The sequence below is a fragment of the Roseovarius sp. MBR-79 genome (assembly GCF_053628555.1).
The window spans coordinates 1-14,323 of the sequence record NZ_JBRJGP010000006.1 but is presented as its reverse complement, the minus strand read 5'-3'; the positions used below and the strand labels follow the sequence as shown (position 1 = coordinate 14,323).

The 14,323-nt window shown below is 67.5% G+C and carries 13 protein-coding genes; 11 read left to right on the top strand and 2 right to left on the bottom strand.

What is annotated here, in order from left to right:
• Positions 1 to 139: 139 nt before the first annotated feature.
• The 8 genes from radA to ACSSV8_RS07435 all read left to right on the top strand — a co-directional run bounded on the left by radA (position 140) and on the right by ACSSV8_RS07435 (position 8,844).
• The gene (gene radA / locus ACSSV8_RS07470; protein WP_454282016.1) at positions 140 to 1,504 is read left to right on the top strand and encodes a DNA repair protein RadA; all 1,365 of its coding nucleotides are present in this window, start codon (positions 140 to 142) and stop codon (positions 1,502 to 1,504) included.
• Between the two features lie 25 nt (positions 1,505 to 1,529).
• The gene (locus ACSSV8_RS07465; protein WP_354538348.1) at positions 1,530 to 2,093 is read left to right on the top strand and encodes a CvpA family protein; all 564 of its coding nucleotides are present in this window, start codon (positions 1,530 to 1,532) and stop codon (positions 2,091 to 2,093) included.
• 123 nt (positions 2,094 to 2,216) lie between these two features.
• Positions 2,217 to 3,674, top strand: coding sequence for an amidophosphoribosyltransferase (purF, locus tag ACSSV8_RS07460; RefSeq protein ID WP_354538349.1), 1,458 nt, complete (start codon positions 2,217 to 2,219; stop codon positions 3,672 to 3,674).
• Positions 3,675 to 3,797: 123 nt separating this feature from the next.
• Entirely contained in the window at positions 3,798 to 4,061 is a 264-nt protein-coding gene (locus ACSSV8_RS07455) for a hypothetical protein (protein WP_354538350.1), read from the top strand.
• Between the two features lie 50 nt (positions 4,062 to 4,111).
• Entirely contained in the window at positions 4,112 to 5,977 is a 1,866-nt protein-coding gene (locus ACSSV8_RS07450; protein WP_454282015.1) for a peptidyl-prolyl cis-trans isomerase, read from the top strand.
• Between the two features lie 12 nt (positions 5,978 to 5,989).
• Entirely contained in the window at positions 5,990 to 7,501 is a 1,512-nt protein-coding gene (gene trpE, locus ACSSV8_RS07445; protein ID WP_454282014.1) for an anthranilate synthase component I, read from the top strand.
• Between the two features lie 150 nt (positions 7,502 to 7,651).
• Complete coding sequence (locus tag ACSSV8_RS07440) at positions 7,652 to 8,260, top strand: rhodanese-like domain-containing protein (RefSeq protein WP_354538353.1); 609 nt, start codon at positions 7,652 to 7,654, stop codon at positions 8,258 to 8,260.
• A 38-nt stretch (positions 8,261 to 8,298) separates the two neighbouring features.
• Positions 8,299 to 8,844 (top strand): pseudouridine synthase, encoded by a 546-nt coding sequence (locus tag ACSSV8_RS07435; protein ID WP_454282013.1) that lies wholly within the window; start codon positions 8,299 to 8,301, stop codon positions 8,842 to 8,844.
• A 4-nt stretch (positions 8,845 to 8,848) separates the two neighbouring features.
• Here the strand turns inward: ACSSV8_RS07435 and ACSSV8_RS07430 are convergent, their stop codons facing one another.
• Positions 8,849 to 10,015, bottom strand: coding sequence for an FAD-dependent monooxygenase (locus ACSSV8_RS07430; RefSeq protein WP_454282012.1), 1,167 nt, complete (start codon positions 10,013 to 10,015; stop codon positions 8,849 to 8,851).
• Between the two features lie 81 nt (positions 10,016 to 10,096).
• Positions 10,097 to 10,552 (bottom strand): RNA polymerase-binding protein DksA, encoded by a 456-nt coding sequence (gene dksA / locus ACSSV8_RS07425; protein ID WP_454282011.1) that lies wholly within the window; start codon positions 10,550 to 10,552, stop codon positions 10,097 to 10,099.
• Between the two features lie 157 nt (positions 10,553 to 10,709).
• On the opposite strand from dksA, the gene ACSSV8_RS07420 reads away from it, so the two are divergent.
• From ACSSV8_RS07420 to ACSSV8_RS07410, 3 genes are all read left to right on the top strand, one after another.
• Positions 10,710 to 11,549 (top strand): AAA family ATPase, encoded by an 840-nt coding sequence (locus ACSSV8_RS07420; RefSeq protein ID WP_354538357.1) that lies wholly within the window; start codon positions 10,710 to 10,712, stop codon positions 11,547 to 11,549.
• Positions 11,550 to 11,639: 90 nt separating this feature from the next.
• The gene (locus tag ACSSV8_RS07415; protein WP_354538358.1) at positions 11,640 to 12,446 is read left to right on the top strand and encodes a helix-turn-helix transcriptional regulator; all 807 of its coding nucleotides are present in this window, start codon (positions 11,640 to 11,642) and stop codon (positions 12,444 to 12,446) included.
• 71 nt (positions 12,447 to 12,517) lie between these two features.
• On the top strand, positions 12,518 to 14,173 hold the full coding sequence (locus tag ACSSV8_RS07410) for an ABC transporter substrate-binding protein (protein WP_454282010.1): 1,656 nt from the start codon (positions 12,518 to 12,520) through the stop codon (positions 14,171 to 14,173).
• The last annotated feature ends 150 nt before the right edge of the window (positions 14,174 to 14,323 follow it).

Genomic DNA, 14,323 nt, shown 5'->3' with positions numbered 1-14,323 from the left:
CGAGGGCTTGTGGCCTGAAGGGGACGGTCGCCTCCTGTCCCCCGCGCGGAATCAAGGCGTGCCCCGCACGCCGCCGCGCGAGCGCCCCCCACCCGCGTTTCGCGTTTGACGCCCCCCGCGCGCTCGGGCATGTCAGGCCATGGCCAAGCCGTCCTCTTTCACCTGCACCGCCTGCGGTGCCACGCATAACCGCTGGTCGGGGCGCTGCGAGGCCTGCGGCGAATGGAATTCCATCATCGAGGAGGCCCCCCTGTCCGAGGGCCCCAAGGGGCGCGGCCTTGGCGCGCGGCGCGGCAGCACCATCGCGCTCAGCGATCTGGCCTCCGACGAACCGCCACCGCCGCGCACCCTGTCGGGCATGGCCGAGCTTGACCGGGTTCTGGGCGGCGGGCTTGTGCCCGCGAGTGCCATCCTTGTCGGCGGCGATCCCGGCATCGGCAAATCCACGCTGCTGTTGCAGGCCGCCGCGCTCTTTGCCCGGGCGGGCCTCAAGACCATCTATGTGACCGGCGAGGAGGCGCGCGCGCAGGTGCGGATGCGCGCTGAACGGCTGGACCTGCGCGCCGCCCCGGTCAAACTTGCCGCCGCCACCGCGCTGCGCGACATCCTGACCACGCTGGAGGCGGAAAAGCCCGATCTGGTGATCATCGATTCGATCCAGACGATGTGGTCGGACGCGATCGAGGCCGCACCCGGCAGCGTGTCCCAGGTGCGCGCCGCCGCGCATGAGCTGACCAGCTTCGCCAAGCGCAGCGGCGCCAGCGTCGTGCTGGTGGGCCATGTCACCAAGGACGGCCAGATCGCGGGCCCGCGCGTGGTCGAGCACATGGTCGATTGCGTGCTCTATTTCGAGGGCGAGCGCGGGCATCAGTTCCGCATCCTGCGCTCGGTCAAGAACCGCTTTGGCCCCGCCGACGAGATCGGCGTGTTCGAGATGACCGGCAGCGGTCTGGCCGAGGTCGCCAACCCCTCGGCCCTCTTTCTCGCGGGGCGCGGCGCGCCCGCCCCCGGTTCCGTGGTTTTCGCGGGCGTCGAGGGCACGCGGCCCCTGCTGGTGGAGCTACAGGCGCTGGTCGCCCCCACGCCGCACGCGCAACCGCGCCGTGCCGTGGTCGGCTGGGACGGGGCGCGGCTGGCGATGATTCTCGCCGTGCTCGAGGCGCGCTGCGGCATCCCCTTTGCAGGGCTCGATGTCTATCTCAACGTGGCGGGGGGGCTGCGCATCACCGAACCTGCCGCCGATCTGGCGGTGGCCGCCGCCCTCCTGAGCGCGCGCGAGGATGTGGCCTTGCCGCCCGAAACGGTGGTTTTCGGCGAAATCAGCCTCTCGGGCGCGCTGCGCCCCGTGGGCCAGACCGAAAACAGGTTGAAAGAGGCGCAAAAACTTGGTTTCACCAGCGCAATCGTGCCGTCGGGGGGAAAGACCGGCGGTGACAGCGGCCTCAGCCTGACCCGGATGGGCGATCTGGTGTCGTTCGTGGGTGAGGTATTCGGCGCAGGTTGAGCGCGCCCAAGGGACAGGACAAGGCATGGACGGGTTTACCATCATCGACGGGGTCGTGGCGCTCTTCATCGTGCTGTCCGCGCTTCTGGCCTATTCGCGCGGACTGGTGCGAGAGGCGCTGGCCATCGCGGGCTGGGTCGTGGCGGGCTTTGCCGCCTTCATCTTCGCGCCGCAGGTGGAACCGCTGGTCAAGGAAGTGCCCGTGGTGGGCGAGTTCATCGCCGACAGCTGCGAGCTGAGCATGATCGGTGCCTTTGCCGCCGTCTTTGCCGTGACGCTCATCATTGCCTCGCTGATCACGCCACTGTTTTCGTCGCTGGTGCAACGCTCGGTGCTGGGCGGGCTGGATCAGGGGCTTGGCTTCATCTTCGGGGTGGCGCGCGGCGTGCTGCTCATCGCCATCGCCTATTTTGTCTACGACACGGTGGTGAGCGCGCAATCCATCGCCATCATCGACGACAGCCGCTCGGCGCGGGTCTTTTCGCAACTGACCGGGGCGATCGAGGGACGCGATCCCGAACAGGCGCTCGGCTGGATCACCCGCCAATACGAGCAGCTTGTCGGGGCCTGCGACGCAACCAGTCTCTGACGGCTGACCCAACGTAAGGCGGGGCCGCGCCTTCGTGATAGTTTCGTGACACCGGCGGCGCGAGGGCTTATGAGGGGGTCCAAGCGACCTGCCCGGATTCGGAGACTGCCCTTGTCCCCCCAGATGCCCCCCGCCCACCCGTTCGACGATGACAAGCTGCGCGAGGAGTGCGGCATATTCGGCGTCATCGGCCTGTCGGATGCCGCCAATTTCGTGGCCCTCGGCCTGCACGCCCTGCAACATCGCGGGCAAGAGGCCGGCGGCATTGTCAGCCACGATCCCGAACAGGGGTTCAACTCGGTGCGCCGATTCGGCTATGTGCGCGACAATTTCACCCGCGCTTCGCTGATGGAAAGCCTGCCGGGGCCGCTGGCCATCGGCCATGTGCGCTATTCCACCGCCGGATCGAAGGGGGCAGCGATCCGCGATGTGCAGCCCTTCTTCGGCGAGTTCTCCATGGGCGGCGCGGCCATTGCCCATAACGGCAACATCACCAATGCCGATGCGCTGCGAAAGGAGTTGATCGAGCGCGGTTCGATCTTCCAGTCCGGCTCTGACAGCGAATGCATCATTCACCTCATGGCCCGCTCGCTGCAACGCAACATCGTTGAGCGGATGGAGGATGCGCTGCGCCGGGTCGAGGGGGCGTTTTCCGTGGTGGCCATGACCCGCTCCAAGCTCATCGGCGTGCGCGATCCTCTGGGCGTGCGCCCGTTGGTGCTGGGGCAATTGGGCGACGGCTGGGTGCTCAGCTCCGAGACCTGCGCGCTTGACATCATCGGCGCGCAGCTCGTGCGAGAGATCGAGCCGGGCGAAATGGTGGTGATTTCCGCCAAGTCCGGCGTCGAGAGCCATTTCCCGTTTCGCCGCCAACCGTCCAAGTTCTGCATCTTCGAGCATGTCTATTTCTCACGCCCCGATTCGCTCATCGGCGGGCGCTCGGTCTATGAGACGCGCCACCAGATCGGCGTGGAACTGGCGCGCGAAGCCCCCGTCGAGGCCGATCTCGTCTGCCCCGTGCCCGACAGCGGCACCCCGGCCGCCATCGGCTACAGCCAGGAATCGGGCATTCCCTTTGCCATGGGGATCATCCGCAATCAGTATATGGGTCGCACCTTCATCGAGCCGACCGAGCAGATCCGCAACATGGGTGTGCGCCTCAAGCTCAACGTCAACCGCGCGCTGATCAAGGGCAAACGCGTGGTCCTTGTGGATGACAGCGTGGTGCGCGGCACCACCAGCCGCAAGATCAAGGAAATGGTGCTCGACGCGGGCGCGGCCGAGGTGCATTTCCGCATCGCCTCGCCGCCGACGGCGTGGCCCTGTTTTTACGGTGTGGACACGCCGCAGCGCGAGAAACTTCTGGCCGCCACCATGTCCGAAGACGAAATGCGCGCGCATTTGCAGGTGGACAGCCTGCGGTTCATCACGCTCGACGGGCTTTACCGCGCCGTGGGTCAGGCCACCGGGCGCAACGCCGCCTGCCCGCAATACTGCGATGCCTGTTTCTCGGGCGACTATCCCGTTGCCCCCTCGGACATGATCGAAAAGGGGTTTGTCCTCAAGGCCGCCGCCGAATAGGCAGGATCGCGCGCACGCGCGCCACGCCAACGGCGGGGTTTCGCCGCAACGCAGCATACCCCCTTCCCCCTGCCTGCCACTCTGACTAGATCGCCCGTCACCGCAACGTCAGTCAGGCATATCATGAGCGATCAGACAGAGACCCCGGCCGCGACCCTCGCCGCCGCAACCGCGAGCGCGGACTTCCCCCGGCGCGGTCCGGCCCTTATCGGCACGCTGCATGGGCCAGAGACCGCGCGCGCGCTCCTGCGGAGCGAGAGCGGTGAAATCCGCACCGTCGAGACCGGCGCGCGCATCGGCACCGCCACCGTCGCGGCCATCGGCGAGGGCGTGGTGATCCTCAATGACCGGGGCCGCGCGCAACGGCTTGAAATGCCGCGCGGCTGAGCCCGCCCGCCCTTGCCCCGCCCCCCCGCACCGCATAGACAGAAACGCGGATGCAACGGACGGGATCGAGGTCAGCCATGGCAGGCAAGGGCATTTCCAGGGGCGCAATGTGGGTTCTGATGGGGCTTCTCATCATCGGGCTTGGCGGCTTCGGCGTAACCAATCTCGGCGGGGCCGTGCGCAGCGTGGGCCAGGTCGGCACCGCAGAGATCGACGTGAACACCTATGCCCGCGCGCTGCGCGATGAAATGAACGCGCTCGCCGCACAACGCGGTGCGCCGATCAGCTTCGCGCAGGCCCGCGAGGCGGGGCTTGATCAGCGGGTGCTGGCCCAGCTTGTCGCGCGCGCGGCGCTGGAACACGAGGCGGGCGCGCTCGGGCTCTCCGTGGGTGACGAGACGCTGCGCCGCGAAATCCTCGCCATTCCCGGCTTTCGCGCCGCCGACGGCAGCTTCGACCGTCAGGCCTATCGCTTTGCGCTGCAACAGTCGGGGCTGAACGAGACCCAGTTCGAACAAAGCATCCGCGCCGAGACTGCGGCCACGCTGGTGCAGGCGGCGGCGCTTGCGGGTCTGCGCCCTCCGGCCACCTATACCGGCGCGATGATCGACTGGCTGGGCGAGGGCCGCAGCCTTGCCTTCGCCACGCTCGACCGCAGCGATCTGGAAGCCGGCCTGCCCGAGCCGTCCGAGGAGGATCTGCGCGCCTACCACCAGAGCCACCTGCCCGACTTCACCACGCCCGAGGCGCGCCGCCTGACCTATGTCCAGGTGACGCCGGAGATGCTGCTCGATACGGTCGAGGTGGACGAGGCCACGCTGCTGGCCGCCTACGCTGAGCGCGCGAGCGAATACAACCTGCCCGAACGCCGCCTTGTGGAGCGGCTCGTCTTCGCCGACGAGGCTGCCGCCACCCGCGCGATGGAGCGTCTGGCGCAAGGCATCCGCTTGGAAATGCTGGTCTCCGAACGTGGCCTCGACATGGCCGATATCGACATGGGCGATGTCACCGCCGCCGATCTCGGCGCGGGCGCCGACACGGTCTTTGCCGCCCCCGTGGGCGAGGTGGTGGGACCGGTCGAAACCAGTCTCGGCCCGGCGCTTTTTCGCGTCAACGCCGTGCTCTCTGCGCAGGAGACACCCTTCGAGGAGGCCCGCGCCGAATTGCGCGACGCGCTCGCACTCGACCGCGCGCGGCGCGTGATCGACACGCTCGGGCAATCCGCCGACGACCTTCTGGCCGGCGGGGCCACGCTCGAGGATGTGGCGCGCGAAACCGAGCTGGAACTGGGGCAGATCGACTGGCACGCCGGAAATTCAGAGGGGATCGCAGGCTATCCCTCGTTCCGCCGCGCCGCCGGGGAGGTGCGCGAAAGCAGCTATCCCAAGGTCGAGCAACTCGAGGATGGCGGCATCTTCGCGCTGCGTCTCGACGGGATCATCGAGCCCCGCATCCTGCCGCTTGACGAGGTGCGCGACGCGGTGCGCGCGGGCTGGCGCGCCGAGGCCACCGTGGCCGCGCTGCGCGCGCAGGCCGAACCGCTGGCCGAGGCGCTCGGACGCGGCGAGAGCTTTGCCGATCTCGGCCTCGCCGCCACCGAGGTCACGGACATCACCCGCCGCGACTATCGCGCCGACGCGCCGCCCGAATTCATCGACACGGTGTTCGACATGACGGCCGGCGAGGTGCGCGTGATCGAGGGCACGGCGCGGCTGTTCGTGCTGCGGCTCGACAGTATTCGCCCGGCCGACGCGGACGATCCCGACATCGCCCGCATCGCCGAAGCACTGGGCGAACAGGTCACCGCCGATCTTGGCCAGGACCTGTTTCAGCTACTGGCCGACGATATCCGCGCCCGCGCGGGCGTTACACTCGATCAGGCGGCGCTCAACGCCGTGCACGCCAACTTCAACTGAGGACTGCCCGCCTTGGATCTGACCCCCGATTACGACAGCTTCGCCCGCGCCTTCGAGGCGGGGGAAAACCAGGTGGTCTATACGCGCCTTGCCGCCGATCTCGACACGCCCGTGTCGCTCATGCTCAAGCTGACGGGGGCTGCGCGCGATGCGTTCCTGCTCGAATCGGTGACGGGCGGCGAGGTGCGCGGGCGCTACTCGATCATCGGCATGAAGCCTGACGTGATCTGGCAGTGCCAGGGCCAGAGCAGCCGCATCAACCGCGCCGCGCGCTTTGACCCGGACGCCTATCAGCCGCAGGACGGCGACCCGCTCGCCAATCTGCGCGCGCTCATCAGTGAGAGCCGGATCGCCCTGCCCGAGGACCTGCCCGCCGCCAGTGCCGGGCTCTTCGGCTATCTGGGCTATGACATGATCCGGCTGGTGGAACACCTGCCCGACGTGCCGCCCGACACGCTCGGCCTGCCCGATGCGGTGCTGATGCGCCCCTCGGTCGTCGCGGTGCTTGATGGCGTCAAGGGCGAGGTGATCGTCGTCGCCCCCGCCTGGGCCGGAGCGGGGCAATCGGCGCGCGCGGCCTATGCGCAGGCTGCCGAGCGGGTGATGGACGCGGTGCGCGACCTCGAGCGCGCCCTGCCGCAGGCCAGCCGCAGCCTTGGCGCGGCCCATGAGGACGCGGCCCCGGTGTCGAACTTCACCCGCGAGGGCTACAAGGCGGCGGTGGAGAAGGCGCGCGACTATATCCGGGCGGGCGACATCTTTCAGGTTGTGCCGTCGCAACGCTGGACGCAGGATTTTCAACGCCCGCCATTTTCACTCTATCGCTCCTTACGGCGCACGAACCCGTCACCTTTCATGTTCTATTTCAACTTCGGCGGCTTCCAGGTGATCGGGGCCAGCCCCGAGATTCTCGTGCGCGTCTTCGGGCAGGAGGTGACCATCCGCCCCATCGCGGGCACCCGTCCGCGCGGGGCCACCCCCGAGGAGGATCGCGCGCTCGAGGCCGATCTGCTGGCCGATGGCAAGGAACTGGCCGAACATCTCATGCTGCTCGATCTGGGGCGCAACGACGTGGGCCGCGTGGCGCGCACCGGCACCGTGCGCCCGACCGAGCAATTCGTCATCGAACGCTACAGCCATGTCATGCATATCGTCTCGAACGTGGTGGGAGAGTTGTCAGACGAGCATGACGCGCTCTCGGCCCTTCTGGCCGGCCTGCCTGCGGGCACCGTCTCGGGCGCGCCCAAGGTGCGCGCCATGCAGATCATCGACGAGCTGGAGCCGGAAAAACGCGGCGTCTATGGCGGCGGCGTCGGCTATTTCAGCGCGGGCGGCGACATGGATGTGTGCATCGCGCTGCGCACGGCGGTGGTGAAGGACGAAAAGCTTTACATTCAGGCGGGCGGCGGGGTGGTCTATGACAGCGACCCCGAGGCCGAATACATGGAGACGGTCCACAAATCCAACGCCATCCGCCGCGCGGCGGCGGATGCGGCACGTTTCGACGGTGGCGGCAATGGCTGAACGTGCGCAAGAATTTCATCCGAAATTCTTGCCGGAAATTCTTCGAACGAAGAATTTCGCTGCGACCGCGCCGTTGCGCAATTGATCCATGTCAAGGCACCTGTTCCACGAAGATATATTCTTAAGTAAGAATATATCAGGAGACCTGCCATGCCCCCCCTGCCCCGCCGCGCCGCAACCGCGATACTCGCCCTCGCCCTCGCGCTTGGCCCCGTGGCCCTTGCCGCAGCACCGCTCTCATTCAGCGAACCGGTGGCCGCCGATGCCCTGCCCGCATCCAAGCAAACCGCCACCGGGCTTTACATCACCGCCGCCGACGCCGCGCGCGTGCTTGCCGACCATCCCAATGTTGCCCTTGTGGATGTGCGCACCCCGGCGGAAATCACGCTGATCGGCTACGCCACCCCCACCGCCGCGCATATCCCGGCGCAGTTGCTCGACGCCGAGCCTGCATTCAGCAAGGGCAGTTACAAGATGGTGGACAATCCCGCTTTCACCGACGAGTTCAACGCCTGGCTCGCCAGCGACGCGGCCAAGGGAATTGACACCGTGCTCATCACCTGCCGCTCGGGCGGGCGCAGCGCCGCCGCCATCGCCAAGCTGGCCGAGACAGGGGTGAGCGTGGCGCTTTACAACGTCGTCGACGGGTTCGAAGGCGACAAGGGCGAGAGCGGCGCGCGCGATGTGAACGGCTGGCGCAACGCGGGCCTGCCCTGGACCTACACGATCCGCGAGGGCTTGCGTCCCGGCCATAACTGAGCCTTGCCGCTGCGCGCGCGCTCGGGCATGAGGCGGGCATGACCCGCCTCATCCTCTTCAACAAGCCTTACGGCGTGCTCTCGCAGTTTACCGACCGTGGCACCGAGGACAGCCCGCGCGCCACGCTCTCGGATTTCATCGACCTGGCGCGCGTCTATCCCGCCGGACGGCTTGATCGTGACAGTGAGGGGCTATTGCTGCTGACCGATGACGGGCGCTTGCAGGCGCGCATCGCCTCACCCCGGTTCAAGACTGCGAAAACCTATCTTGTGCAGGTCGAGGGGGTGCCGGATGACGCGGCCCTTGCCGCCCTGCGCGCGGGTGTCACGCTCAACGACGGCCCCACGCGCCCGGCCCGCGTCCGCCGCATCGACCCACCCGCCCTCTGGGAGCGCACGCCCCCGGTGCGCTATCGCAAATCCGTGCCGGATTGCTGGCTGGAACTGGTGATCACCGAAGGGCGCAACCGTCAGGTGCGGCGCATGACGGCGCATGTGGGCCACCCCACCTTGCGCCTTGTGCGCTGGCGGATTGGCGAGTGGGCCCTTGACGGTCTTGCCCCTGGCGCGTGGCGCGACGCCTGAGCGCTCAGGCCGCCCCGCGCGTTACGTCATGGGCGTAAATCCAGTCGAATTGCCGGACCATGCGTTCGGGTGCCAGCGCACCGCCTGCGCGCAGCGCGGTATGCGCGGCCCAGCGGAGCGGCGGAAAACTGAGGTGATATTTCCACGCATTGCGGCTTGCCGCCTCGACCACGCGGCGGGCGCGGCCCTCGCGCCGTGCCTGATAGCGCGCCAGCCCGTCCCCGACTGTCTCCGCCCGGGTCAGCGCATCGGCCAGAACCCAGGCATCCTCCAGCGCCATGCAGGCCCCCTGCGCCATGAAGGGCAAGGTGGGATGGGCCGCATCACCCAGGATCGCCACCCCGCCCCGGTGCCAGACCCGCGCCACCGGATGCCGGAAGAGACCCCACAGATGCACCGTCCCGACCGCCGCCAGCATCTCGCGCACCTCGCCGCCGAAATCGGCGAAGGCCGCGCGCAACGCCTGCGGGTCGTCGGTCTGGCTCCAGCTTTCCGAGGTCCAGGCCGCGCGCTCCTGCACCGCGACAAGGTTGAGAAGACTGCCCTCGCGCAACGGATAACTGACCACATGCCGCAGCGGCCCCATATGCACGCGCACCTCCGGCCCGCGCCCCGTGTGGTTGGGGATGAGCGCGCGCCACGCCACCTGCCGGGTGAAGAACGGCGCGGTGATGCCATTGAGCGCGGTGCGCGCCACCGAATGCAGCCCGTCGGCCCCGATCACCAGATCCGCCTCGAAAGCGGCGCCGCTTGCCGTCTCGACACGCGGGCGCGCCCCCGGTGCCACGCCCGTCACCTTCTGCAACAACCGGAACCGCACGCCCGCCGACCGCGCGCCCTCGGCCAGGAGGTCGATCAGGTCGGCGCGGTGCACAAAATGATAGTCGGCCCGCGCCAGCCGCCCGAGATCGAGCCGCAGCACCTCGCCGCCGCGATAGTCGCAGAGCTGCACCGCCGCGCCGCGCATCGAGCGCAGGGCATCCCCCAACCCAAGCGCGGCCAGCACGGCAAACCCGTTCGGGCTGATCTGAAGCCCGGCACCGACCTCGGCGATTTCGGCGGCCTGCTCCATCACCGTCACATCCGCACCGCGCAACGCCAGCGCGCGCGCCACCGCAAGCCCGCCGATCCCTGCGCCGATCACGGCGATTTTCGTGTCGTCGAGCCGCATCGACCCCTTTCCCGAAACGACACGCGCCGGAGACATGGCCCCGGCGCGCGTGATCCCTGCCACAAACCGAGGCGGCGCGCCTCACTCGTCGCGGTGCACCTTTTCGCGCCGCTCGTGACGCTCCTGCGCTTCCAGCGTCATCGTGGCGATGGGGCGCGCATCGAGCCGCTTGAGGCTGATCGGCTCGCCCGTTTTCTCGCAATAGCCGAATTCCCCCTCTTCGATCCGTCGCAGCGCCGCATCGATCTTGATCACCAGCTTGCGCTGGCGGTCCCGGGTGCGCAATTCCAGAGCGCGGTCCGTCTCTTCGCTGGCGCGGTCGGCCACATCCGGTATCGCGCGCGTGCCGTCCTGCAGCGCTTCGATCGTCTCGCGGCTGCCCTCCAGCAATTCGAGCCGCCAGTTCACCAGCTTGCGGCGGAAATATTCAAGCTGCCGTTGGTTCATGAACGGCTCGTCCTCCGCCGGCTGATAATCCTCAGGCAAGAACACTTCGGCTTTCATCTCGATCCCCTCATCAAGGCCCGTGTCCGGCATTCGTCACTCCCCAGACAATTTCTGTCTTCGAGCGCTCAATTACACGCAGGGTCGGGGATTGTCACTAGCCAATCACGCGCCATTGATGTGACGCCGCGAACCCATTAGTTTCCCCGCAAGACGCTCCGCCCTGATGCGCGAAAGGATTGATACAGCGATGAAATTCGAGGGAACCGAAGCCTATGTGGCGACCCGTGACCTGACCGTTGCGGTCAATGCCGCCGTGACGCTGGAGCGGCCCCTTCTGGTCAAGGGCGAGCCGGGCACCGGCAAGACCGAACTGGCGCGACAGGTGGCGCAGGCGCTCGGCATGCGGCTGATCGAGTGGCATGTGAAATCAACCACGCGCGCGGCGCAGGGCCTTTATGAATACGATGCCGTCTCGCGCCTGCGCGACAGTCAGTTGGGCGACGAGCGGGTGCATGACGTGGCCAATTACATCCGCCGCGGAAAGCTCTGGGAGGCGTTCGCGTCCGAGGCGCGCGTCGTGCTGCTCATCGACGAGATCGACAAGGCCGATATCGAGTTTCCCAACGACCTGTTGCAGGAACTCGACCGGATGGAATTCCACGTCTACGAGACCGGCGAGACGATCCGCGCGCGCCACCGCCCGGTCATCATCATCACCTCGAACAACGAAAAGGAACTGCCCGACGCGTTTCTGCGGCGGTGCTTTTTCCATTACATCCGCTTCCCCGATCCCGAGACGATGAAGCGCATCGTCGCCGTCCACCATCCCGGCATCAAGGAGGCGCTTCTGACCACCGCGCTCACGCAATTCTACGAAATCCGCGAGCAGCCGGGGTTGAAGAAGAAACCCTCGACCTCGGAGGTGCTCGACTGGCTCAAGCTGCTGCTGGCCGAAGATCTGGCGCCCGAGGACCTGCGCCGCGACGGGGCGGATGCCCTGCCAAGGCTCCACGGCGCGCTTTTGAAGAACGAACAGGATGTGCATCTCTTCGAGCGGCTGGCCTTCATGGCGCGACGGCAACGGTAAATATGGATTTTCTGCTATTATGGGCTGACAGCGTGGAATATTTCGGTCATTACTTTCACTGAATAAACCTTTCACTCATGGGGTCGCCGCATGACACATGCCCGCGTGATGACCCTGGTGCAATGGGCGCAGGGAAGCGACTGGCGGCTTGCGCTGCAACATGCCTGCCCCGATCCGGCGCTGGTCTGGATCACGCGCGGGCAGGGTCTGGCGATCGTGGAAGGGGTGCGGCGCGGGCTTGGCGTGCATAACGCGCTGGTGCTGCCTGCGGGCACGATGTTCTCGCTCGAGACGGGCAAGACCGGCTTCGGTCTCGTCTGCGAGATTCCCCGGCACAGCGCCGCGCCCATGCCCGACAGCCCGCACCATCTGCGCATCCGCGATGTGACGGGCCAGAACGAATTGACCCTGCTCTTCGAGGCGATGAGCCGCGAACAGAACGACGCGCGCCCGTTCGCGAGCGAGGTGCTCGACGCGCTTGCCGCACAGATGAGCGTCTGGCTGCGCCGTGCCCTCATCGCCCATCCCCAAGAGCCGCGCCCCCCTGCCGCCGAACGGCTGGTGCGCGCCTATGCGGCCCTGATCGAGCGCCATCTTGGCGAGGGGCTGAGCGTGGCCGATCACGCCCGCAACCTTGGCGTCACACCCACCCATCTGACGCGCACCTGTCGCAGGCTCTCGGGGCTGAGCGCGGCCGACCTGCTGACCCAACGCAGCCTCCATGCCGCGCGCGACCTCATCGAGACCACCGCGCGCCCGATGGCCGACATCGCCGCCAGTCTCGGCTTCGGCAGCGCCGCCTATTTCTCGCGCTTCATCCTGCATCATACCGGGCACACGCCGTCGCAACTGCGCAGCGCCGCGCGCGCCCGTCTGCGCACGAAACCGGCTCTCTGACCCCGCTCACGGGTTGCGCCCGCAGTGCGGCCCATGTCTAATGGCCCCACCGCCAAGCGAAAGCCACCGCCATGCCGCGCCGTGCCCCGTCCCGCCATCCTGCCACCGACGGCCTCTTGCGCGACCTGCGCAGCGGACGTCTCGGGCGGCGCGAATTTCTCAGCCGGGCCACGGCGCTCGGGCTTGGGGCGGCGGCGGCCTATACGCTTGGCGGTTTGCCACGCGCCGCATATGCCGCAACGCCCGTGCGGGGCGGCACCCTGCGCATCCAGCAAAGCGTCAAGGCGCTCCGCGATCCACGCGCCTATGACTGGAGCGAAATGGCCAACCAGACGCGCGGATTTCTCGAATATCTCGTGGAATACCGCCGCGACGGTAGCTTTCACGGCATGTTGCTGGAGGGGTGGGAGGTGAGCGACAACGCCACCCGCTACCGGCTTCGCCTGCGCCCGGGCGTGCGCTGGAACAACGGCGATGCCTTCACCGCCGCCGATGTCGCCCATAATGTTACCCGCTGGTGCGACAGCACCGCGCCGGGCAATTCCATGGCCACGCGCTGCGCCGGGCTGATCGACCCGGCGACGGGCCGCGCGCGCGACGGTGCCATCACGGTGCGCGATCCGCTCACCGTCGATCTGGTCCTTGCCAAACCGGATATCGCGCTCATCGCCAATTTCTCGGACTATCCCGCAGCCGTCACCCACCCGAGCTATGAGGAGGGCGACCCGTTTGAGCATGGCATCGGCACCGGGCCGTTCCGGCCCGTGAGCCTCGAGGTCGGGCATCGCTGCATCCTCGAGCGCGATACCACCCATGACTGGTGGGGCAGCGCGGTGCTTGGCGGGCCATGGCTCGACCGGGTGGAATTCATCGACCTGGGCACCAACCCCGCGACATGGCTTGCCGCCGCCGAGGCGGGTGAGATCGACCTCCTCTACGAGAGCGTCGGTGCCTTTGTCCCGGCGATGGACGCGATCGGCTGGCAGGCGACCGAGACGCCGAGTGCGGCCACCATCGTGTTTCGCGGCATGCAGGGGGACCGGATGGTGGGCACCAACCCCTATGCCCGCCGTGGCGTGCGCCGCGCGCTGGCGCTGGCCGTCGACAATGCCATCTGTCTGGAACTGGGCCATGACGGGCGCGGCACGGTGGCCGAAAACGACCATGTCAGCCCCCTGCACCCTGCCCATGCCGATCTTGGCCCCGCGCCCCATGACCCCGCCGAGGCGCGCCGCCTTGTCACGGAGGCCGGGCTTCTGGGCTTTCGCCACGAGCTTGTCACCGTCGATGACGAATGGCAGCGCAACACCGGCGACGCGGTGGCAGCGCAGTTGCGCGACGCGGGGCTGCGGGTGCAGCGGCGCATCGTGCCGGGGGCCAGTTTCTGGGCCAACTGGCGCGCCTACCCGTTCTCGGGCACGCAATGGAACCACCGACCGCTGGACGTTCAGGCGCTTGGCCTTGCCTATCGCACGGGGGCTGCGTGGAACGAGACCGGCTTCAGCGATGCGGAATTCGACGCGCTTCTGGATCAGGCCACGGGGCTTGTGGACACGGTCGCGCGGCGCGCGGTCATGGCGCGGCTTCAGACCATCCTGCGCGAGGAAGGCGTGATCATCCAGCCCTATTGGCGGGCGCTCTTCAACCATCACAATGGGCGGGTTCTCAACGCCGAGAAGCATCCGGCGCATGAAATCCACCTGCACCGGATCGGATTTGCACCCTAGTGTCCGGTACCCGACACGAGGTGCCCGGTACCGTGGCGAGTGGCCGTTCTTGGCCTATTTTGTTGAAAAACTCGTGCTTGATCGAAGCGTAAGTTGCTGATTCACTTCTTCTGACCAGCGGGAGAATTGAGCAATGTTGGGACCGAGACA